This window comes from Candidatus Woesearchaeota archaeon (assembly GCA_016180285.1).
In the GTDB taxonomy this organism is placed as follows: Archaea; Nanobdellota; Nanobdellia; order Woesearchaeales; family JACPBO01; genus JACPBO01.
In genome coordinates, this window is record JACPBO010000021.1 from 24,599 (window position 1) to 45,885 (window position 21,287).

Here is a 21,287-nt window from a genome sequence, read left to right on the forward strand (position 1 = left end):
TTTCACCTTATCTTCCTGATAATCCCCTTTTCCATGTCAATCTCAACAATATCTCCGCTCTTCAGGATATCTGTTGCAATTTTTGTTCCGATTATGCAGGGAATTTTTAATTCTCTGCTTATAATTGCAGCGTGTGTTGTTATGCCGCCTTCATTTGTTATGATTGCTTTTGCCTTTTTCATCAAAGGGACAAATTCAGGCCTTGTCATCCCTGTTACAAGTATCTCCCCGTTGCTGAATGCGTCTTTCACAGGGTCAAAAACAACCCTTGCCTTGCCTTCTATAGTCTTTTCCCCATTGCCTACTGAAGCAATAAAGCCCTTTATAATGCCTTTCTTTGCTATTTCCTCCCTTTTTTTCTTGAAGAAATCCAGAACATCCAATGCGTCCTTGCCGTACAGCATGATGGTTTTTATTTCTTCCCCTTCCAGATATGAAAAGCAGGCAAGATGCTCACGCTTGCTCAGCTCGTCCTTGCTGGCTAATCTGCCGCTTTCTAATGTGGCCATTACTTCGTTAAATAAATAATTATATAATTCAGATTTCTTAACCTTAATCCTTTTTTCAACTTCATCAAATATCCTGTCAACTGAGAACACCAATCTTTGTATGCTTTCTTTTCTGTCATCTTGGAATGTTGAAAAAAACCTGACTAAATCAAAAAACATCTTGGCTTCAGGGCCTGGGTGGTAATTTTTATACACGGCACTTATTTCCTTTCTGGCAGTCTTGCGCTTATTCTCAAATTTGTTTATCTCATTTTTAATTGCTTCAGGGTTTTTTGCTTCAATCAAATCAGATATTAAATTTAAAAAATAACTTTCGCTCAAATAAAATGCCTTAAGAAAGCTATTCTGAATCCAGAAATAATTTTTTGTATGCTCCTGAAGTTTTTTAAAAAAATCAGGAAATTTTTTAATTTCTTCAATGGAATTGCTCATAACTGCCTTCTTTAAATTTTTGTTTGTGAAAGCAGCCTTGGCAAGCTTCAAAAGAGCCATTTTTTCCTTTTCCAGAAAGCTTAATTTTTCCGGAGTGCTTAATATTCTGATTGCTTCAGGCGCGTCCTCTTTTTTTACTGCAGGCAGGAGCCTTAAATAATCCTGCTCTTCCAGCAGGTCCATTCCTTCCATAACCAAGGAATAGCCGTATTGCTTTTTCATCAGATAGAAAATCCTGGAAAACAGTTTTTTTAGCTGCTTATTTGTAAAATTCTGTATGCTCTTGTTTCGCATTATTTTAAAAATTTCTTTAATCTCTTTAAAGACATTTTCAAATTCCTTGTATTTCTTTATGAAATAATGCCTGTCTTTTCTATGTGCATCCAATGCCCACTTCAGCATATTTCTTGACTCATCAGCTGAAACCCATTCATAGCCGTAATTATTTGACAGATAATATGCTGAAAACGTGTAGAGCTTTCTTTTGTAGGCGTATTTGCCTTCCAGATGGCATGTTTTGGCAAGATCCAGTATTATAGGGGAGATCTGGCTTTCTTCCTCTTTCCATTCACGGCCATTCAATATTCTGAAAATATCTTCTTTGTTCATTTTATTATCTTGATTACGCCTTCATTTGCATCCACTTCAACATAATCGCCGTCTTTCAACACATTGGTCGCTATTTTAGTTCCGACAATGCATGGAATTTTTAATTCTCTGGAAACAATTGCTGCATGGCAGGTCATGTTGCCCTCATCAGTAATTATTGCAGCGGCTTTTCTCATTGCAATTATGTAATCGGGGCTCGTCATTGCTGCAACAAGTATGTTCCCTTTCCTCATCTTTTCCAGGTTCCTTAGATCTTTGATGATCTTCACCTCTCCAACAACCTTTTTGCCAGAGCTTACGACCATTCCTTTTATCTCTTTTATATCTTCCTCAACTTCCACTTTTATGTATGGCTCTATGAATTCGTTCGCCTCTTCGCCTTCCATATAGGATATATTGCCCCGTTCATGATAGTATTCTATAAAGCCGCCAAACCTTTGCTTCGCATCCGCCCTTATGTTTTTTTGCAGCAGCCCGATTATCTCTGCTAGCGTATAGTAGCACAGCTCCTTGAAATCGATATCCTTTCTTTTGCCTATCTCCTGCATGAAAGCTGTTATTATGTGGTTGGCGATAAAAATGTATTTTTTTCTCATGTCCTGCCACCAGACGCAGTATGAAAGCTTGTGCGCGATTTCTGCCATATCGCTGCTTATCCTGTATTTTGCAATAATCTTCCTCTTGTTTTCTTTTACACGTTTTGCATAATTGTTTATTTCCTTTGTCTTGTTTTTCGCATTCTTTACGCTTATTTTGCCGATCTCTTCTCTGAAATAACTGACATCCAGAATCTTTGTAAAGCCATAATTATTCCTAAGCCAGTAATACCTTTTCTGGTGCTGCCTGAGCATTTTTTCCTGCATTTTTCTGCTCTTAACAAGCTTTATTTTCATGAATTCCATTTCTTCAATCTGGAAGAATGAGAAGTCTTCGGGCGCGCTTAGCTTTTCGAATATTTTTATAAAATCAGAAGGATATGACTCAAGAATCCTCTTTTTCAGCATCTGCTCAGCGCCAAAATTACAGATTTCAGGAAGCAAACCATAAATCCAGAATCGGTTATACTTATCTATCCACTTGATGAAAAGCTTGTTCAGCTGTTTGCTGCTCAGATTCATAAGCCCTTTGTTTATTCTGTTTTCAAAGCTAATAAGTTCCTTGACAGCTTTAAGCCAGGTCTTGTACTTGCTATTCAGCTCTTTTTCATCTAGAACGTATTTTTTGAACAGATGCTCCCCGTTATCCCTGAGCTTTTGGTAATCTGAGATAGCCAGGATAGTATCGTCCTTAAGATATGTAATCATGTCAGGCCAGCTTCCGTCAAAAAAATTTGGAAAATCAACCAGCATGACGTTCCATATATCCACATAGATGGGTCTTCCTTCTATAGGTCCCCATTTGAATAATTCTTTTTTTGGATCGATCATTTTATTATCTTTATCACGCCATGATTGGCGTCCACTTCAACCAAGTCGCCGTTTTTCAGGACTTTAGTAGCGATCTTTGTTCCGACAACTGCAGGTATATTGAATTCCCTGGCTAAAATTGCAGCATGGCAAAGCATGCCTCCATCATCAGTTATAATCGCGCCAACATTTTTCAAGCAAACATTAAATTGCGGCCGAGTCATTATTGTCACTAAAACATCGCCTTTATTTGCCTGATCAAGCTTGTTTAAGTCTTTTATTGCCTTTACCCTGCCTTTATAAATGCCGCGGCTGACCGCTATGCCTTTGATTTCTTTGATATTTTTATCTTTTAATTCGTTCCTTTTCTCTATCAAGGCCTCGATTTCATTAACCTGCGCCTTGTTTAAAATTATTCTTTTCTTATTTAAAAATAAAATTCCAATTGGCCACTTTTTAGATTTATTAACATCAATGCTCTCAGCCAGTTCATCACAAAGCAGCTTGCTGACGCCTATGCTCTTAAAATATTTTTCTGCATCGGGCACAACTAGTTCATTATATTTATAGGCGGCTTTTAAAATCTCTACCTTTTCTGAAGTTTCTTTTGCAGCAGAAATTTTAGAAGCATAATCCCCTGCCCAATAAACAGCCTGGTGATAGGCAAAAAACAAACGATAGCTGTCAATAAATTCTTTTCTTCGCTTTAAAAAGGCAGTTAGGGTGCTATTATTTTTCATAAAATCATTAATCCAATTTGTGTATTTGACTAGGGCAGCAGCTAAATGTTTGGAATATGCCATATTATTGGCGATCACTTTTTCTCCCATAAATTTATCGAACTGCTCATGTTCTGACTGGGAACGATAAAAATTTACTGAATCATCTTTAACTGCCCATAAATTAGAGCTAAAATCATAGCCAAATATTCTCTTGAATGTTTTATCGTAAGTTTCGGCAAAAATCGAGGCTGTCAAAGCAGAAAGGTCCCTGACTGTATGCCTCGAATAATCAGCTGGCAGGGATTTAATTATCTTCTTAATATTGACCATATTATTCAGCCCAATTGTTTTCGTATTTTTTTACTAATTTTTTCATCTTATTCAAGTCAAGCTCGTACTTCTTGCTTCTGAAAGACAGCAATGCCTTGATTTTATTCTCCTTTTTTTCTAATTCAATCTCTAAGCCTGAAATCGGCTCTAAAGTGCCGCCGCTTTTTTCAATAAAACCTTCCCCTTTCAAATCTCGGTCTTTTTCTACCTGCTTGCCGATTGTAAAATATAAAAACGGCTCCATAACTAAATCATGGCTGATTATTGTTTTAGGCAATTGGCCTATTTTATTTTTTTCCTTGCCTGAAGCCAGTTCATCTGCTAAACCCAAAATAACACTGGCATAAGATGCCGCTGCTTCTTCTGGTGAAATCGCTTCGCCAAAAGGCTTTTGTTTCTTAAAATTCAAATACCACTGATTTGCGGCGTTAACTCCTTTTTCTTCTTTTATTTTAAAATAGCTATCTCGGAATTTTTTACTTTTCCAAAATGTTTCATCCCCTAATCTTTCTGTTTCAAATATTTTACCCGCTCCTATCCCCAAAACTTCCTTGCCTTTTTCCCATTCTGTCTCCTGCATAGCTTCTGCTGTTTGCCTAGTTCTAGGAATTTTGCTGATATAGACATCACCGGGAGTATAGGGTGGTTTTAAAGCTGTAACGAATCTTCCCTGAGCTTCACCATTTACTGACAATCTGGGTTTTTTATCTTTTTCTTCCCCTTCTTCTTTTTCCCCATGTCTGCGGCAATCAACAACGTAGCGGGTCACAATTTGTTCTTTAGCTTTAAATTTTGGTCGAAGTTCTTTATTCATAAATTCACCTTAGGATTCTGATGACCCCTTCATCAGCATCAACTTCAACATAATTGCCGTCTTTTAGTACCTTGGTCGCTATTTTGGTTCCGACAATGCAGGGTATTTTCATTTCCCTGGAAACAATTGCTGCATGGCATGTTACCCCGCCTTCATCAGTTATGATCGCTGCTGCCTTTTTTATGGCAGGGACAAACTCAGGCCTTGTCATGCTGGACAAAAGAATTTCACCGGCTTTCATTTTGCCTATATCTTCCACGCCGTGTATTATCCTAATCTTTCCTTTTGCTTTTCCAAGGGAAACCGACAGCCCTTCAATCTCTTTTATATCCCCCAAGTTAAAATCTGTTTCTTTCTTGAATATGCTTTCTGCCTCTTCACCGGCATAATACTTCCATATGCCCTTTTCGGTATCGATATAAAGAAGGGCATTTCCCAGAAGTTTTCTTGCGTATTCCCTGTCCAGCTTCTTGTTATTTTTTAGTTTAAACAAATCTTCAATCTGAAAAACAGATAATTCTTCTTTGGCATATCCATATCGCCTGGCTATCTCTGCTCTTGCGGTATCCAATGTGTAAACAATTCTCAAAAACAGCTCTTTTCTTCTGTCATGCAGCGGAGCAATTATATCTGCTACTTCCAGCAGTTTTTTTGTTTCATCATCAACCGGCTTTTTAGACAGAATTCCTTTTTTTATATTTTCCTCATCTTTCCTGAAGTTTTTTAATTTTTTAAGCTCTTTGCCAAGATCCTTTTCTTTTAATTCCTTCAGCCTTTCTTCAAAATAAGAAAATGGGAGATCCTTTCTGCCCATATGTGCAGACTGCAGCCACCTGTATCTATAGGCGTGCTCTTTCAGAAGTTTTTTCTGGTTTTCATTTTTTTCTTTGGCAATCCTGATTAATTCCTGAGTTTCCCTGTTGATAAACGTTATATCTGCAATTGCCATCATATCTGCAATCTCAGATGTGTTATAGCCCTGTTTCATAAGCTTTGATCTTATGAGCAAGGGCATGACAAAATCCATTGGCTCTATTATGAACCCAAAATCAAATATCCTTATATAGAAATCTGTGGTTTTTTTCAGTATCCCAAACAGCTCATTGCTGCTTAATTTTGAAAATTTTTTTTCATCTAATCTGTTTAATTCTCTGACCACTTTTTTATATAGTATCCCGTAATCTTTAACAAATCTGCTAGAAAACCTTTTATTTTTAAAACTTTCAACGAGAAAATTGCCCACTTTCTCATTCTCTTTTTCTAAAGTGCACCAGTGAAAGATATGGCCTTTGCAATAGCACATATGCTCTCTGAATTTTATGCCTGTCTCTTTATCCATAGAGCCGCATAAAGATTTAGCTGCTTCAGCAGCTATCCATAAAACGCCATTCAGCTTATCTACATCCCACTTCAATTTGCATCACTCTTGGCATTTCGCCAATCCCTTCAGAATGGCAAATTCAAGCTTCATATCAGAAAACTGCATTATCCCGTGGGCAAAAATATTTGATGCAGTAAGGTTGGGAAATATGAGCGTATTTGCCTCCCCTTTCAGAGGCGAGTCCGGGCATTTCCTTTCTGCCCCGAATTTGCTTACTGCTGCATCAACCTGAAGCTCGCCGTCAATTAAAAGGCTTTTATCTTTTTCTTTTGCAATTCTTACTGCATCTTTCACAATCTGTATTGAAGGATGCTCCCCTCCGCTTCCTTTTGTTGAGAATGACAGCAAAGCAACTTTTGGATCTAATGTGAAATCCCTGGCGCATTCTGCAGCATTAAGGGCGATTTGCGCAAGCTCTTCTGCATTCGGCTCGATATTAAGGCTGAAATCACTGCCAAAGAGCGTTCTGTCATTTTTAACATCATTCAATATGGATACTTCTGAAACAAGTGTATCTTTTTTCCTTAATATCTGCAGCGCAGGCCTCATTAATTCTCCTGTGGGGCATATTGCAGAGCCCACTAAAGCATCTGCATAGCCGCAATAAACATACATGCAGCCAAAATAATTCTCATTCTGGATTAATTTTCTTGCCTCTTCTATTGTCATTCCCTTGTGCTTCCTCAGCTCAGTTAACTTTTCTGCAAGCTCCTCCTTTAATTCAGAATTTTTGAAATCAATTATCTGTGTCTTGCCTATATCCAGGTTAAACTCTTTAACTTTTTCTTTGATCAGGCCAGGATCTCCTAAAAGCACGATCTCTGCAAGCTTATTCTTTGCTATGCTCTCAGCTGCCCTTAAGCACCTTTCATCCCATCCCTCGCAAACAACAACCCTGACTGGCTTTTTCCTTGCGAGCTTTTCCATGATGCCGATTATATCTAGTTTCATTTAAACCACCCCATAAAATTTTATGCTGCCTTTTTGTATTTATATTTGTCTTTCGTTGAATAACCCACTAATTCTTTTATAAATATTTCATTCATATCTTTATTCGCGCCGCTTGTTCCAAAATGAGTTGAGGATGGATGATCAATTACTTTGTGTGTTGTTGCATGGCCGTATACTGTATCACGTGGTGGCACTAATGCATCATATTTACCCGCTATAATATGAACAGGAACCAATGGTTTCCTGATTGCCATTTCAGCAGCATTTCTTTTACCCAAAGCAGTTCTGGGATCATCGGCTTTTGAAAGCGACAGAATTGCTCTTTGAGCCATTGTAGGTTTATTAACTCCATAAGGTACAGGAGCTCTTGCCTGCACATATTTTATGCCATAGTCCACGATCCTCTTATCACCAGCCATATAAATCCCGAGGTCTGCCCCGCTGCTATGGCCGCTAATAGAATCGCTTCTTTTATAAGGTTCTTTAAGCTTGACTTCTTCCTGAAATTTTTTTATCTGCTCAAAAGCCTTCTCTGATGATTCTTTGCGCGGCAAATGATGATATGTCTTTAAATGAAGAGATCTAATGCCTGCTTTTTTCAGTTGGCCTGCAAGAACCCTCTGAGAACCCTTGGGCATGCCAAATCCAGCCACTAAATATGACAAAGGATCCTTGCTTCCAGGATTTTTCTTAAAATACCTTTTCGTATCATAATCTTGGTATTTTGCTATTACATTGCCGACAGTGCTGTCAAATGCGGTTCTCGCAATATTCGCAATGTTTTTTACAGCTGCTTTTGTTCTTCCTCCGAAAGATGGGCGAGATGCTTCTGCTCTATAAGGCTCAACTGTTTTTTGTAGTGCAGCATATGTTCTTTCAACATTTGTGTCTTTAGAGTTTTTAACGGCAGTTGATTTACCTGAACTATCTGCTTTCTTTACCTTGCCTTCCAAGTTCAAAAAAAATAATAGCAGTTTAAGCATTTTAATCAATTTCATCATTTTAAACGGCTTTTTTTACAAATTGAGTTGGGCTTCCTCCCCAAACTTCATTTGCAGGTATTTCTTTTTGCGCAAAACTATATGGCTCTATGATGCTGTTCTCGCCTATTGTTGTTCCTGTCCTTATTAAAACATGCTCTTTTATTACAGCATTCTTTTTTATTAAAACCCTTCCGAAAATAGTTTGTGTTGTGGTATATTCGTGCCCTGCTATTTCGCTATTCTCCCCTATCACCACATTGTCTTCAACAGTTATTGTATCCGGGTAAATATGGTCAAACGTAACGCCCCTCTTTATTATTACATTTTTGCCTATCTTTGCGCCAGCCATTCTTAACAAAAAGTTCTTTAATGGCGATGGCCCCATTAACTTCGTGGTTTCTATTATAACGCCGTTATATAATATCCTGAAAACATTTCGCGCCCTCCACCAGTCATCTCCTGCATTAAGCCTTTTCCCATTGTAATGGAATTTGATAAAGTTAACCTCTTTGTTTCTTTGGAACTCTCTGACTTTTTTATTAAAATCCGAATAATATTCCCTGCACTTCCCGTCGCTTGGCTTGAAATACTTTTCAAGCTCTTCTTCTGTGAATTTTTTAAGTGTTTTTGCCGGCTTGCCCCCCCATAATTCGCCAGATGGCATTTCTGACTGCAATTCAGAGCCAAGATTAAGTATGCTGTTTTCATTTATAACAGCTCCCGGCCCTAAATAGGAATAGCCTCCCACCAAAACTCTTTTTTCAACAACAACCTTTCCAATTGTAAGTTTGCTGTCTTTATATTCGTGAGCCATCAGCTTATTTGGGCCCCCTACCAAGGCCCCATCCTTAACATTGATCAGCTCCGGAAAATAAGGATCAAAAATAATGTCATTTGGCAGGCAGACATCACGGCCTATCTTCAATCCTGTAAGCCTCACCAGCCAGTTCTTAAATCCTGATGGGATGATTTTTCTGGATAATTGTATGATGAGCTTGTTAAATAATATCTTGAATGGATGTATGTTATAGCTCTTTACTGGCATGTCGATAGTAAATTTTTTATTTTCAGGGCCAGCTAACAGCTCCCTGACTTTTTCCTTTATTATCTCTTTATAGCTCATTTTCACCTTCATCATAGACTGCTCTACTTGATAAATTTTTTCAAAATATCCATAATGCTGTTTCCATCGGCCTTTCCCCTATACTTAGCCATCACAATGCCCATATACGCGCCTGCGCTCAGTCCGGGCTTTTCTTTTATTATTTTTTTGATTTCTTCTTCAATCTCTTTGTTATCAGCAGCTTCATACTTCTTGATTATTTCCTTTAACTCCTTTTTGCCAGCAAGCTCAAGCAAAATTTCATTTACAGCGGACTTCGGTATTTTTTTATCATTAAATAAACTTAAAACTGCTGCAATCTGCTCCTCGGTCACTTCCTTATTGTAGCGCGCCTTTATGTCTTTTGGCGTTAAGATTAAAGAAGAAGCAATAAGCCCTGGCTCAATGTTCTTGAATTTTCCAGCATATTTTTCAAAATCAATCTCTTCCTTCACAAGCTGAGTTGCCAAATCCCTGCTTATCTTGTATTTGCCCTCTAAATTTTTTATTTTGTCCTGTATCAGCTCAGGCAGCTTTATATTTTTAATGCCGCATTTTATAGGAATTACGTCAGTTTCGGGGTACATTCTTTCTGCTCCCGGCATTGGCCTTAGAAAGGACGTTGTTAAGTTTGGCTCAGCCTTTCTCACTTCTTCATTCAGCTTTTTTCCTTTTTTAATCTCTTCCAACTGCCTTTTAACTTCGTATTCTATTATCTTCGGAATTGACTTCAGTTCCTGAAATCCCTTTATCTCCACCCTTGGATGCCCTTTTATTGACGAGTTAATGTCCTGCCTTATTGTTCCGATTCCTCTTTTGCAGCCTCCTGTGCTTCTTAAAAGCATTCCGAGCTTTTCAGCGGTTTCCTTAACATGCTCCGGGTCTTTCAGTTCAGCTCCGGTTGCAATCTCTATCAATGGAATCCCTAATCTGTCAAGCCTGTATTCTGTGAAATCTTTGCTTTCTTTTATTTTCTGGGCAGCCTCTTCTTCCAGGCAGATTGTCGGAATGCTGACATTGCCTTTTGAAGTTTCAATAAATCCGTTTCTCGCAATCAGCGCTGTTCTCTGAAATCCAGATGTGTTGCTGCCGTCAATAACTGTTTTTCTCATAACCTGAATTTCATCAACAACCTTTGCATTCAAAAGCAGTGCAACCTGCAAAGCTATATATAGTGCATCTTTGTTTATTTGATGCGGAGGTTCATCATCGTATTCTACTAGGCAGGTATCTTCGGAGCTGCTTTCATAAAGAAATTTTTTGCCTTTTGCCATCTCATACTTTGCAGCTTCATCTATTATGCCCAGCTCGCCAGCAACTGCCCTGAGCTTTCTTTCTACTTTTATATCTGCTTCTTTGCCGGAGTTCAGTGTCAGGCAGTTGCAGAACAGCTTTTTGCCTTCAAGCTGCTGATGACACTCAAGACCTGCTTTAAAGCCTAATTTTTCATAATCCAATTCCACTTGTGCATACACCCCTTAAATAGACTATCTTTTTTTGATTAAAAAAATATTTTTTTGTTTTATTGACCAAATCAACCACTTGTTTAGAGTTATATAATCCTACTTTAAATATATTTTGTTTCTCTGAAAGTGATGGGGCGAATCCTAACTTTCTTAATGCAAATAAACACTCTTTGGCTAAATTTCCATCTTTAACTATAAACTCGAACCTAGGTAATTTTTTCTTTTTATTTCTAGTATAAGAATACGATAAGCACCCTTCAGTTTGGATAAATGCAGCCATTATCCTTTCGTAGTCATCATTGAATAAACCCTCTAAAACCATTGGTTTTAATACGCCACTTTTATAACCAAGAGGAAATTCGTATTTTAAACATAAAAGTTGCTTTAAAGGACTTGATGAGATGATTAATCTATCTTCGCCCCTTTTACCAATCGAGAATATTAAATGTTTTTCTTCTAAATTGAATTTCTTCATAATTATTTTCTTTATTTCTTTTAGACTTTCTATATCTCCTTTTTGATTGATTTCTATGTGGGTGCTTCTTAATTCCACATGCCCTTCTGTTCTCAACCAAATCAGCAAAACCATCAGATCGACATCTACGCTATTCGTAGGAATAACCAGCTTGCCCGTCCTATTAGTTTTACTAAATAGGTGATGGCCGCTTAGTAAATTCCAGATGTTTATTTCTAAGATTTGGGAGATCTTCAGTAGGGCGAGTAATGGTATTGTTTTTTTGTTATTTGCGATTGCTTTTTTATAACCGCATAAAAACGTAAATTTGTATAGAGGAAGTTTCATAAATTTACATGCTTCATGTAATAAGTTCTCAATGTTTTTATCTAATTCCAGATAACAAGACGAAAAATTTACTTTTATTCTAAACTCTCTTCCACTCGGTTGTCTTCTTTTTAGAATCGTATTGTGCAAACAGAACCACAAATATTGATATTGGGCCGGCACCATTATATCGTCAAGGTTAATATTGCAAGAAGCTTCAACAATCCATAATGGTATTTCTGACTTTTTATCAAGATACGCGTTTATCATTGAGTGATTTACGCTATACTTTTCTAATAACCCTCTTTTTAGAGCACACTCTATTGCGTTTTTTACATTTTCTGAATACTGAACAGAGTAAGGGCTATTTAATGATGTCAATTTCTCATTTTTATTTTCTGCGTCATTAAGTTCCATTTTGAAATCACGCATAAAAAGAAAGAGATCCAACCCTTTCGGGTTGGACAAGGTTTCGTTGGAGGCGTTAATAATAGTAAAGTTTAAATTATGTGCTTGCCATTATCTTATTATGAACGTATTGTTTGTATGCAATCAAAACCAAAACCGGAGCAAGACAGCTGAAAAGATATTTAAAGACAGATTTGAAACTAAATCTGCTGGCCTCTATAATACCCGGCCTCTTACTGAAAAACAGCTTTCGTGGGCTGATGTGGTTATAGTTATGGAAGACTCCCAAAGGAGTGAAATATCTCAGCGTTTTCCTAAACAATATATGCAAAAGCGCATTCTTTCTTTGAACATTCCTGACATTTACCATTACAACCAACCTGAGTTAATTGAAAATTTAAAATCCAAGTTTAATGAATTAATAAAAGGTGCATCATTTTAGCCATTCATCAAATTGTTTCTTTGCTGTTTTCATTGTTCTGAATATCTTGGTTTCTGCTATTGACATTCCTGGTATTTTTCTTGTTACCTTGAACATTTTCCCAATATGATTTTGGAGTTCCATTAAAGACACTTCCCATTTCTTAACGGGATGTTTTTTGCTCTGCTGCATTTTAATAAATCTTCTCCATTCATTTTAGTCTTCAACGAAATCTTCAAGTTCATCTTCAGTATAATAGTCATGATTCATATTGACCACCTCTTGCTTATTTGAAAATCAAGCGCATTTTTCTTTTCAGTACTGCATGTCTTAAATGTAAGATCCTTAATCTGCTGGAAAAACAAGCTTCCTATTGTCGGAAGGCTGAGATCGATTTTGTTTATCATGATAAGAATACAGATAAACTTATTTAAATACTTCATTACCCCATCTGTCCACTGGCTTTTTCTAAAAAGCCTGAGATGCCTGAATTTTAAAGAGTTAGGGCTTTTGTCGTTCTTTTAAGCTTAGATCCATACCCGACATTGTTTTAATTCTTTCACATATGGAAGCATATCGCGCAATAGGCAGTTGTTCTTCAACAGAACCATCATAAAAAATGTTAACCACTTTTTTCTTTGGTTTCAACTTAATAGAGTTAACTGATGATCTGACAGCATTTAAAATATAAAAAGCGACAACTTTTGTAGGATCTTCTGGTCCTGATTCATCAATAATTTCTAATAGGTTGCTCTCGACCATAATGCAAGTAATGCCCTTGTGCTTATAAAGTTTATTAAAACAATCTAAGATCTTACTTAAAACTCCGTCAGCTTCTTAGTCGTCTGGTACGTAATTATCGACGTGCTTCCGCCTGATCCTATGATCTTCCTGATGCTGACAAACTTGTTCTTTTCAAGATCAGACACTTTCCTCTGGAATGTCTTGTAAGATGCCTGCCCGCTTTTCTTCTGGTAAATGCCAAACAAATCCCCTATTTTTTCACCTGAATTCTGCTTTATGATGCTCAGTATAAGTTTCTCATCATCTTCCAATGAATCGCTGCTTTTTATTGAAAAATTTTCAAGCTTTTTTAATGCTTCTTTTGCATGCTCCATCTTTATCTTCCTGCTGCTTTTGTTTTCAGCGCAGTTTCCTGCTTCTCTCATTAAAAATAGCCCTGTTCTTATGTCGCCAATCTCTGCTGATTTTTCTGCAATTATTCCGAATGCATCTTCATCCCAGACTCCTGGAACAAACGCATACTCCAGCCTGCGCTTCAAAATTTCATAAGTTTCTTTTTCATCATAAGGCGGGAATTCAATCAGCTCAGGCAGCAGCCTTGACTTCAGCCTTTCATCAAGCTCGTCAAGCCAGGATTTGTAGTTTGTCACGATAATCACTGTTTTCCTGTAAATGTTCTCCAGGATGAAATAAATAAAATCAACATCCTCTGCCTTGTCGATTTCATCAAAAACAAAAACAGCTGATTTTTTATTGATGATTTCCTTTACAATGTCAAACAATTCATCTGTTTTCTTGTTCTGCGTGAACCTGTAATCGAGCTTGCTGCATAACTCCAGCATGATTTTGTAGCTGCTGTTCCGCTGCCAGCAGTTTATGTAGATCGGGATAATGTCAGCAGTTTCCTCTTCAAGCTCGTTCACAACATGCCTTGTTGCAACTGTCTTGCCAACACCGGGCCTGCCGTAGATGAATACATTCTTCCCGTTTCTTTTCTGGAATAAGGGTTTTATGCAGGCTGCGATGAATCGCTGCTCTTTCTCACGGAATGGGACAAGCTTCGGAATGTAATCATAGTCAAGGGCAACAGTATCCTGGAATATTGACTCATCTGATCTTAACATGTCTTTGAATAAGGTCATACATCGGAGTAAAGAAAAACGGTATATAAATGTTGTTAAAACTAATTGGTTTCTGAGAAAAGTTAAGGTAACATATTCTTTTCCCGATATTCTTCAATTAAGTCCTTCATAGTATAATCCACCCACGTATAAGAAGGGATAGTCAGATTAGTCAAACCAAGAGTCGTAAATGACATCCGATATTTTACAATTTCAAAATCAGGAAAACGACGTATAATGCCTTGAGATGGACAGTTATCACAACTTATTTTGAACGAAATTGATTCATGTTCCATTACATAATATGCCTTATTTGATATAGTTAGGATATGTAAAGGCTCTAATGAAGATCTGTTAGGAAACAAATCTTTTTCTGTTACATTGAATGCTAATGAATAGAATATTGTTTGACCCGGTCCTATGCCTGTTTTATTTATAATATGAGGTGTATGTGGATTGATTTCAAATCTATATAGGTATATGGTCCCCGTGGAACGTAACGGATGTGTATTTGTTACATTTATATACCATCTGCCTTCGCTTTCGTTTACCCAATCAACAACTTTTAATGTAACCGGACTTGTAATCCAAGTAGTATAATTTAATGTTTTTTCAGTGTTCTTTATAGAATCTTGTACACTAAGGGTGTAAAAAAACAACGATGTGAGAACTCCAAAAATAACTCCCCCTATAACATATTTATAGGAATTTTTTTCAGATTTTCTAAAAGCTTCTCTTAGTTTTTTAAATTCTTTACTAATAATCTCTTTAATTTGTTCTAGTGCAGTTGCCATTTTACATGCCAATTATTTTTACTTTTATTTATTAGAAATTTACTTAACTATAAATAGTTTTTGCTTATCAAAACATCCACCGAATCATCCCTGAAAACAGCAGCATGCTGCCAAGATCTGCCACAGACGTTGTTATCGGGATCAGCATGTCATCAGGATCCTCTTTCCTGTGGTAAACATAAAGCCCGCCGATAATTGAGATCAAAAATATTATCACGACAAGCAAGGCTGTTGTCAGAGCAACCAGCCCGATTATTTTTAAGAGCAGAATAATATCGAAACTAAAGCCTCTTGCATAAGCAATAAAAACTGACAAAATCGATATGTAAACAGCAGATATCAATGCAATCGGAATTATTACCCTGTAAAGATGCTTCACGAAATGAGAGCGCCACCACGGCCTTTTAATCTTTCTTTCATACAATGCTGTTGTGAATTTTGAAGTTATTATCATTCCAAAATCCCCTATCATGTCATTCAGCGAAGGAAGAAGAATAAGCAGGGGAATTATTGCAGCCAGCTTTATCTGAATAGTCTGCAATCCAAACCCGCCAACAGAGCTTAAGATAGAAGCCAATATCAGCACCTTAAGGCTCTCTTTGATTATCTTGCCGATTATCATGCAGCCACCATTATTGCGATCAATATTGAAAACACGCTTATTATATCGCCTGTTGTTGTCAGGTAAGGCCCCATTATATTGTCCGGGTCATATCCGTGCCTGTAGAGCCAGAAGCAGCTTAGGACAGTCATTGGAATTTCAATGATATTTGAAAGAACAGCTGCGATCACTGCAATATATATTATTGCCGGGTTGTTTATGTTAAAGATAAAAAAAGTGGCAAAGTACGCAACAACGCCCAGGATAAAAGCAACTAAGACAACAAGCAGTGAAGACGCAGCAATGTTGTCTTTCAGAATAGCATTGTTTTTAAATTTAAAGGCAGGCTTTAATTTTTTCAGGTGCAAATCAACGCTTAATCTTCCTGCCAATGATCCGCTTATGTTGCCCCGCATCTCAAGGAATCCCGGAAGCAGGATAAGCAGCCCGGGAATGAGAAATAACTTATTGACAAAAACAGCAAGCATTGTTCCGGCAAATAAGCCGCCTGTTATTGAGATTATCTCGCTGAAAAAGATTTCCCTGAATTCTTCATCCATTTTAAATCTTGTCAATCTTCTTTATTCCGTTCATGTAAGGAACTAAAACTTTCGGCACAGTTATTGTTCCGTCTTTATTTTGGTAATTCTCAAGAATTGCCCTCATTGCCCTTGATGTTGCGATTCCTGTATTGTTCAGCGTATGCAGATACTCTCTTGTCCCATCTTTTCTCTGCAGTTTTATGTTAAGCCTTGCTGCCTGGTAAGCTGTGCAGTTTGAATTTGAGCCAACTTCAAAATACTGCTTTTCCCTTGGAGACCATGCTTCAATATCATATTTTTTTGCAGCTATTATCCCAATATCTCCTGTGCACACGCTTACAACCCTGAACGGAATCTCTAATGCTTTGTACATGTCTTCTGAATTTTTTTGGATTTCCTCGTGCATTTTCCATGATTCCTCTGGCCTGCAGAATACAAACTGCTCTATTTTATTGAACTGGTGCACTCTGAATAACCCCCTTGTATCAATGCCATGGCTTCCGATCTCCCTTCTGAAATTCGTGCTAATGCCGCAGAATCTTATTGGAAGGCCTTTCTCATCAAGCACTTCATTGGCATGCATTGCTCCCATTGGATGCTCTGATGTTGCAATCATGTAAAGGTCTTCATCCTGTATTTTATACATCACTTTTTCAAAAGCTTCGAGCTCGATAACTCCTTCATAGCTTTTTTTGTTCATCATAAATGGCGGCTCTATCAGCGTAAATCCGCGTTTTATCAGGAAATCAATTGCAAACCTTTGCAATGATAGGTCAAGCAATGCCAATGCTCCTTTAAGATAGTAGAACCCTGTTCCTGCAATCTTTGCAGCTCTTTTAAAATCCGCAATATTCAGCTCTTCCATTAGCTCGCCATGCGGCTTTACTTCAAAATCAAATTTCTTCGGCTTGCCGACTGTCCTGACAACGGCATTTTCAGAAGAATCCTTGCCATAAGGCACAGAATCATGCAGAATATTTGGAATCCTCATAAGATAATAATGTATCTTTTCCCTTAGCTCATTCTCTTTTTCTTCAAGTTTTTTTATTTTATCCGGAATTTCCTTTATTTCTTTTATAAGCTTTGAAATATCCCTGCCCTGTTTTTTTAATTCGTTGATTTCCAAAGAAGCCTTGTTTCTTCTTGCCCTCAGCTCATCAGCTTCCTGCTTTGCATTTCTCCATTCTTCATCCTTTTTAAGAAGGTCATCCAGCCATGCGATCTTTTCTTCATCATGCCTTTTCTTAAGGTCTTTCTTTACAACAGCCGGGTTTTTCCTTATGAAGCTTATATCGAGCATTTCAACATCTTTTATACCTGATTTTATATAGTTTTTGTTTTTATAAGCCAAGCATGACATAATCTGGCGGGTTGTAAGAAACTTCGATTTGCCTTCTTTTATAAAGGAATATTTTATTTGGCAAAGATGAATTTCCTCCTGCATAGGTTAAAAGCACTTCAATCCCGCGAATTTCATCGCCATTAAATTGCGCAATATTCTTTTTAGCCTTCATACTGCATCCTATCAAAACAATATCTGGCTTTTCTTCATCGGACAGCCTATTTGCGATCCGATAAACAAGCTCTTTAGTTAAAGCAACATTAACATTGCAATTATGATATTTTGTTTCAGTAAGCATGTTGATCACCTTGTTAATTGATTTTAAAAAACATAAAATTTGATAAACAATGAAAGCAGCCTAACAGCTGCCAGAAGAACAGGACATCCAGCAAATGATTATTTGATCCATAGGCTGAGGAATATAGGGCAACTATATAAATTTTTTCAATAACTTTATAAATAATGCCACTTTTCCATTATTTATTACCAAAACTGTGAGGTTATAAAGACGCAGCAAATTCTGCTCTTTTAGGTAATTAAGCTGAACAGACAGGTGAACAATATGACCAATGAAGAATCGTTTTTAGTTCCGCAGGACATTTATCTGAAGTCCGGAATACACATAGGAACAAAATTCAAGACAAAGTACATGGAGCAGTTCATCTACAAGACAAGGCCTGATGGATTATCAATCCTGAATCTGCAGAAGATAGATGAAAGAATAGCGGCTGCTGCAAGGTTCCTTGCCCAGTTCGCCCCTGAAGACATAATTGTTGTTTCAAGAAGAGAGAATGGCTGGAAGCCGGTAAAGCTCTTTGGCGATCTTACAGGAGCAACAGTATTTGCAGGCAGATATCCTCCGGGAATGCTTACCAATCCGCAGCTGGAAATATACAGAGAGGCAAAAATGCTGTTTGTTACAGATGCATGGCCCGACAGGAACGCTGTTATGGACGCCATCAAAATCGGAATCCCTGTTATAGCGCTTTGCGACACAAACAACCAGTCTAATTTTATTGACTTGGTTGTTCCGTGCAACAACAAGGGAAAGAAAAGCCTTGGATTGCTGTTTTACATCCTTACAAGAGAGTACATGAAACTGAGAGGCATGATAAAAAGCAACGAGGAATTCACAAAAACAGCAGATGATTTCACAGAAGAATAGCAATCCCTTGGTTTTTTATTTCAAAGCATACCTCTTTTCCTTCTTTTATCGAGCGGTGCTTTTGAAGAACTGCCTTTCTGCCGAAATTGTCTTTTCTTAATTCAATCAGGCATTTGCTCCCGTATTTCATTATGTCTCCGCCAACCATATTTACTTTTGTTTTATCCTCAAAATCCGCGTAAACCTGGTTCGTTAACAGAACAGGAATATTCTTATCGCGCGCAATCTCGCTGAGAAACGAAATCTGCTGGACAAGCGCATTATTCACATTATATCCGTTTTCAGATGATGCGAGCTCTAACCTATAAAGCATCGAAATTGTGTCAACAACAACCAGCCCTATTTTTTCGTTTATAATGTCTTTTAATTTTTCAAATACTTCCTTCTGCTGGGCAAAATTCATGGGCTTCAAAAAAATTATATTCTTGAGGATAGTCTCATAATCAGATGTTATCTGCTTGAACCTTTCAACAGAAAACCCGCCTTCGCTGTCAATAAAAATGACCTTTCTTCCTTCTTTTACTGCATTTATTGCTGCAAGCATGCACGAGCATGTCTTACCCGAGCTTGCCGGCCCGTACAAGGTTGTTATTATTCCCTTTTCATAGCCTCCTTCAAGAAGAAGATCAAGCGCATCAGAGCCTGTGCTCAGAATGTTTTTCATAAGCATATTAATGCAGCATCATTTATTAATTTTGCCCTTAAATTGCCCAAGGTCTTTAATATTATACTCGAAAATTTGTATAGATGCTTCATCATCAACCGACTCTTCAAATGGTCGGTATACTGCAATATGGGTCAAACCATTTTCTTTTTTTAGAAAAGCCAATTGGCCAGTCATGATAACCATTCCTTCTCTGCCAAAATTCCATTTATCGTGCCCTAATTCATCTTGCAAGAATTCTAATTCTTTAAAAACCAGCTTTCCAACTAGCACAGGGCCATCAAGATATAATTCTTCTTTTTGTTTTTGAGGTTGACCAAAATATCCTATTAATGTTTCTAATGCCCCTCGACTGCTAATGGCATTTTCCCCTCCTACAGTCAAATAATATTTTTTAATGTGGCAATCTTCCGACTCCCCGGATGAATTTGAATTTTTATCATCAAACAGAGCGGTATATTCCATTAATGTCGCTAAATCTTTCCTTACTTCACTATGTTTTTTAGATGAATCATTTACTTGTTGATCATCTTTAATTACCTCATCAAAATATTGCCTGACTCTTTGATAGGCTTCTTTTACTTTTGTAGTTAACTCGTTTAGTCTTTTCCCTTGCTCTCCTGCTTCATTCTCAGATTGCTCAACTCCAAGCTTAATTAATAGTTCTTTTACTGCCATTTTTACCCCTCATATAATTTTATTTCGTCAACCTTTCTTAAATCTAGCACACCTTTTTTAGCATTTTCATCAACAGCCATATAGATTTCTCCTTTCCCTGCGATTAAAGCAGAAGCTGATTTATCAACAAAATTCTCCTTCAGTTTTAAATAATGTTCTGTTGGTTCGCCTGACAAAAATAATTGGTCTATACACCTTATAAAATTGGCAAAATGTGTTGCTCCTGCAGAAGGGGAGTGTGTACCCTCAGATTCGTGGACTTCTACAATACCACCTGCATTGTAGGTATTGGTGAACTTGTATGTTCCATTTGGTGATTTAGTATTCCCAATCAAAATATGCTTAGGAAGAATAAAAAGCAAATAATCATGATGTGATTCGTTATATTTAGTAAAATTGTATTCATAAGGGCATGCCAATGCGCCATTTTTATGATCTTTTTTTGGTGGAGGCATAAACACGAAATTTGTAAAAGTTTTTGACCCAACTCCAATATATCCCCCTGGTTTTATTAGAGGTGATTCTGCAACTTCAATAGCTACTGTTCCCTTCTTAACTGGCAATGGAGCATTTTGAATTGAATAAACAACTAATTTGTCTAAAGAAGGGATTGCAAATTCAAAATTCAAACCGAATCCTTCAGGAAATTGTAGTTTTTGTTCGAATTTTAACGCGTTTTCTACAAAATGCTTAATAAATTCCTCTGAGAGCACCACCTGTCTGTCTATTGGTTTAGTTACTATTCTTCCATTTTCAAAATAAGTTACTTCTTGTTGAAAAGCACTAGTTGCTTTTACCTCTCCGCTTCTCCTTGAATATTCAAATATATAGTGCGGTTTGCCATCAACAGCAATAGAACCTAGCCCTTTGCAAAAACCAACAATGACTTTATCAGGAAATGCTGCATTAAGATAGCCGCTCAGATCAGGGTAGAATTTTTCAAGTCCTAATAATTGATTAACAAACTCATCTCCTTGCACCCTTCCAACAACATCCTGAGCAAGCAAACCCAAGCCATCCTTCATTTGCTTTCTTGACCTAAATGCTACTTTATCTGAATCGAGGTAATCTGCGCAAATATCAGCAACAGCATTTAGCAAGTAAAACAAATATTTTGCTTCATCAACATTCCCTACAAATTTCGTTGTATAAAAACCAGGAAGTCTATTCTTTAAAGAATCCTCATTGATGTCGGAAGAGCGCAAAACAGTCCTTTTTGGAAACTTTTCAATAATCATTTCTATAAATGGTTTAAAATCTGAAGACAATATTTCAATGATTTTGTCCTTCTTCCTCCAACTCTCATATGCCATTAGTTCTG

General features: G+C 37.2%; 23 protein-coding genes. 2 read left to right on the top strand and 21 right to left on the bottom strand.

What is annotated here, in order from left to right; all coding sequences use genetic code 11:
* Positions 1–2 precede the first annotated feature (2 nt).
* From HYU07_04765 to HYU07_04810, 10 genes are all read right to left on the bottom strand, one after another.
* The gene (locus HYU07_04765) at positions 3–1,343 is read right to left on the bottom strand and encodes a hypothetical protein (GenBank protein MBI2129525.1); all 1,341 of its coding nucleotides are present in this window, start codon (positions 1,341–1,343) and stop codon (positions 3–5) included.
* A gap of 203 nt (positions 1,344–1,546) precedes the next feature.
* On the bottom strand, positions 1,547–2,977 hold the full coding sequence (locus HYU07_04770) for a hypothetical protein (protein MBI2129526.1): 1,431 nt from the start codon (positions 2,975–2,977) through the stop codon (positions 1,547–1,549).
* Complete coding sequence (locus tag HYU07_04775; GenBank protein MBI2129527.1) at positions 2,974–4,008, bottom strand: hypothetical protein; 1,035 nt, start codon at positions 4,006–4,008, stop codon at positions 2,974–2,976. Before HYU07_04775 ends, HYU07_04770 begins: the two co-directional genes overlap by 4 nt.
* A gap of 1 nt (position 4,009) precedes the next feature.
* A complete protein-coding gene (locus HYU07_04780; protein MBI2129528.1) occupies positions 4,010–4,822 on the bottom strand; it encodes a histidine phosphatase family protein in 813 nt (270 codons plus the stop codon).
* A gap of 4 nt (positions 4,823–4,826) precedes the next feature.
* Positions 4,827–6,125 carry a hypothetical protein gene (locus HYU07_04785; protein ID MBI2129529.1) on the bottom strand — a complete coding sequence of 433 codons (1,299 nt, stop codon included), beginning with the start codon at positions 6,123–6,125 and terminating at the stop codon, positions 4,827–4,829.
* Between the two features lie 117 nt (positions 6,126–6,242).
* On the bottom strand, positions 6,243–7,154 hold the full coding sequence (gene eutD / locus HYU07_04790; protein MBI2129530.1) for a phosphate acetyltransferase: 912 nt from the start codon (positions 7,152–7,154) through the stop codon (positions 6,243–6,245).
* Between the two features lie 20 nt (positions 7,155–7,174).
* Positions 7,175–8,137 (bottom strand): hypothetical protein, encoded by a 963-nt coding sequence (locus HYU07_04795; GenBank protein MBI2129531.1) that lies wholly within the window; start codon positions 8,135–8,137, stop codon positions 7,175–7,177.
* A gap of 19 nt (positions 8,138–8,156) precedes the next feature.
* Positions 8,157–9,275 carry a hypothetical protein gene (locus HYU07_04800; GenBank protein ID MBI2129532.1) on the bottom strand — a complete coding sequence of 373 codons (1,119 nt, stop codon included), beginning with the start codon at positions 9,273–9,275 and terminating at the stop codon, positions 8,157–8,159.
* An 8-nt stretch (positions 9,276–9,283) separates the two neighbouring features.
* Positions 9,284–10,702, bottom strand: coding sequence for a Glu-tRNA(Gln) amidotransferase subunit GatE (gene gatE, locus HYU07_04805; GenBank protein MBI2129533.1), 1,419 nt, complete (start codon positions 10,700–10,702; stop codon positions 9,284–9,286).
* A complete protein-coding gene (locus HYU07_04810) occupies positions 10,686–11,903 on the bottom strand; it encodes a hypothetical protein (GenBank protein MBI2129534.1) in 1,218 nt (405 codons plus the stop codon). Before HYU07_04810 ends, gatE begins: the two co-directional genes overlap by 17 nt.
* A 58-nt stretch (positions 11,904–11,961) precedes the next feature.
* Between HYU07_04810 and HYU07_04815 the strand changes: the two genes are divergently transcribed.
* Positions 11,962–12,336 (top strand): phosphotyrosine protein phosphatase, encoded by a 375-nt coding sequence (locus HYU07_04815; protein ID MBI2129535.1) that lies wholly within the window; start codon positions 11,962–11,964, stop codon positions 12,334–12,336.
* A 245-nt stretch (positions 12,337–12,581) separates the two neighbouring features.
* Here the strand turns inward: HYU07_04815 and HYU07_04820 are convergent, their stop codons facing one another.
* The 8 genes from HYU07_04820 to HYU07_04855 form a co-directional block, all read right to left on the bottom strand.
* A complete protein-coding gene (locus HYU07_04820) occupies positions 12,582–12,722 on the bottom strand; it encodes a hypothetical protein (protein ID MBI2129536.1) in 141 nt (46 codons plus the stop codon).
* Positions 12,723–12,816: 94 nt separating this feature from the next.
* The gene (locus HYU07_04825; GenBank protein MBI2129537.1) at positions 12,817–13,077 is read right to left on the bottom strand and encodes a hypothetical protein; all 261 of its coding nucleotides are present in this window, start codon (positions 13,075–13,077) and stop codon (positions 12,817–12,819) included.
* 56 nt (positions 13,078–13,133) lie between these two features.
* Positions 13,134–14,201: an AAA family ATPase gene (locus HYU07_04830; protein ID MBI2129538.1), complete on the bottom strand. Its 1,068-nt coding sequence runs from the start codon at positions 14,199–14,201 to the stop codon at positions 13,134–13,136.
* 62 nt (positions 14,202–14,263) lie between these two features.
* Positions 14,264–14,974 carry a hypothetical protein gene (locus HYU07_04835; GenBank protein ID MBI2129539.1) on the bottom strand — a complete coding sequence of 237 codons (711 nt, stop codon included), beginning with the start codon at positions 14,972–14,974 and terminating at the stop codon, positions 14,264–14,266.
* 67 nt (positions 14,975–15,041) lie between these two features.
* Positions 15,042–15,596 carry a magnesium transporter gene (locus tag HYU07_04840; protein MBI2129540.1) on the bottom strand — a complete coding sequence of 185 codons (555 nt, stop codon included), beginning with the start codon at positions 15,594–15,596 and terminating at the stop codon, positions 15,042–15,044.
* Positions 15,593–16,135, bottom strand: coding sequence for a magnesium transporter (locus HYU07_04845; GenBank protein MBI2129541.1), 543 nt, complete (start codon positions 16,133–16,135; stop codon positions 15,593–15,595). Before HYU07_04845 ends, HYU07_04840 begins: the two co-directional genes overlap by 4 nt.
* A 1-nt stretch (position 16,136) precedes the next feature.
* Positions 16,137–17,417, bottom strand: a complete 1,281-nt coding sequence (gene serS / locus HYU07_04850) for a serine--tRNA ligase (GenBank protein MBI2129542.1) — start codon at positions 17,415–17,417, stop codon at positions 16,137–16,139.
* 40 nt (positions 17,418–17,457) lie between these two features.
* Positions 17,458–17,757: a hypothetical protein gene (locus HYU07_04855; GenBank protein MBI2129543.1), complete on the bottom strand. Its 300-nt coding sequence runs from the start codon at positions 17,755–17,757 to the stop codon at positions 17,458–17,460.
* Positions 17,758–18,021: 264 nt separating this feature from the next.
* On the opposite strand from HYU07_04855, the gene HYU07_04860 reads away from it, so the two are divergent.
* Positions 18,022–18,624, top strand: a complete 603-nt coding sequence (locus tag HYU07_04860; protein ID MBI2129544.1) for a 30S ribosomal protein S2 — start codon at positions 18,022–18,024, stop codon at positions 18,622–18,624.
* On the opposite strand, the gene radB is transcribed toward HYU07_04860, so the two are convergent.
* The 3 genes from radB to HYU07_04875 all read right to left on the bottom strand — a co-directional run.
* Entirely contained in the window at positions 18,611–19,288 is a 678-nt protein-coding gene (gene radB / locus HYU07_04865) for a DNA repair and recombination protein RadB (GenBank protein MBI2129545.1), read from the bottom strand. The two genes, HYU07_04860 and radB, sit on opposite strands and share 14 nt — an antisense overlap.
* Before the next feature lie 18 nt (positions 19,289–19,306).
* Entirely contained in the window at positions 19,307–19,966 is a 660-nt protein-coding gene (locus HYU07_04870; GenBank protein MBI2129546.1) for a hypothetical protein, read from the bottom strand.
* Positions 19,967–19,968: 2 nt separating this feature from the next.
* On the bottom strand, positions 19,969–21,287 hold a 1,319-nt coding region (locus tag HYU07_04875), incomplete at its 5' end, for a hypothetical protein (GenBank protein MBI2129547.1).

What these genes read in the sequence shown, in the direction of transcription:
- HYU07_04765 (MBI2129525.1), bottom strand. Translation starts at nt 1,343, where the DNA reads ATGCTGAAGTGGGCATTGGATGCACATAGAAAAGACAGGCATTATTTC.
- HYU07_04770 (MBI2129526.1), bottom strand. Translation starts at nt 2,977, where the DNA reads ATGATCGATCCAAAAAAAGAATTATTCAAATGGGGACCTATAGAAGGA.
- HYU07_04775 (MBI2129527.1), bottom strand. Translation starts at nt 4,008, where the DNA reads ATGGTCAATATTAAGAAGATAATTAAATCCCTGCCAGCTGATTATTCG.
- HYU07_04780 (MBI2129528.1), bottom strand. Translation starts at nt 4,822, where the DNA reads ATGAATAAAGAACTTCGACCAAAATTTAAAGCTAAAGAACAAATTGTG.
- HYU07_04785 (MBI2129529.1), bottom strand. Translation starts at nt 6,125, where the DNA reads ATGTGCTATTGCAAAGGCCATATCTTTCACTGGTGCACTTTAGAAAAA.
- eutD (MBI2129530.1), bottom strand. Translation starts at nt 7,154, where the DNA reads ATGAAACTAGATATAATCGGCATCATGGAAAAGCTCGCAAGGAAAAAG.
- HYU07_04795 (MBI2129531.1), bottom strand. Translation starts at nt 8,137, where the DNA reads ATGCTTAAACTGCTATTATTTTTTTTGAACTTGGAAGGCAAGGTAAAG.
- HYU07_04800 (MBI2129532.1), bottom strand. Translation starts at nt 9,275, where the DNA reads ATGATGAAGGTGAAAATGAGCTATAAAGAGATAATAAAGGAAAAAGTC.
- HYU07_04810 (MBI2129534.1), bottom strand. Translation starts at nt 11,903, where the DNA reads ATGGAACTTAATGACGCAGAAAATAAAAATGAGAAATTGACATCATTA.
- HYU07_04820 (MBI2129536.1), bottom strand. Translation starts at nt 12,722, where the DNA reads ATGATAAACAAAATCGATCTCAGCCTTCCGACAATAGGAAGCTTGTTT.
- HYU07_04825 (MBI2129537.1), bottom strand. Translation starts at nt 13,077, where the DNA reads ATGGTCGAGAGCAACCTATTAGAAATTATTGATGAATCAGGACCAGAA.
- HYU07_04830 (MBI2129538.1), bottom strand. Translation starts at nt 14,201, where the DNA reads ATGACCTTATTCAAAGACATGTTAAGATCAGATGAGTCAATATTCCAG.
- HYU07_04835 (MBI2129539.1), bottom strand. Translation starts at nt 14,974, where the DNA reads ATGGCAACTGCACTAGAACAAATTAAAGAGATTATTAGTAAAGAATTT.
- HYU07_04840 (MBI2129540.1), bottom strand. Translation starts at nt 15,596, where the DNA reads ATGATAATCGGCAAGATAATCAAAGAGAGCCTTAAGGTGCTGATATTG.
- HYU07_04845 (MBI2129541.1), bottom strand. Translation starts at nt 16,135, where the DNA reads ATGGATGAAGAATTCAGGGAAATCTTTTTCAGCGAGATAATCTCAATA.
- serS (MBI2129542.1), bottom strand. Translation starts at nt 17,417, where the DNA reads ATGCTCGATATAAGCTTCATAAGGAAAAACCCGGCTGTTGTAAAGAAA.
- HYU07_04855 (MBI2129543.1), bottom strand. Translation starts at nt 17,757, where the DNA reads ATGCTTACTGAAACAAAATATCATAATTGCAATGTTAATGTTGCTTTA.
- HYU07_04860 (MBI2129544.1), top strand. Translation starts at nt 18,022, where the DNA reads ATGACCAATGAAGAATCGTTTTTAGTTCCGCAGGACATTTATCTGAAG.
- radB (MBI2129545.1), bottom strand. Translation starts at nt 19,288, where the DNA reads ATGAAAAACATTCTGAGCACAGGCTCTGATGCGCTTGATCTTCTTCTT.
- HYU07_04870 (MBI2129546.1), bottom strand. Translation starts at nt 19,966, where the DNA reads ATGGCAGTAAAAGAACTATTAATTAAGCTTGGAGTTGAGCAATCTGAG.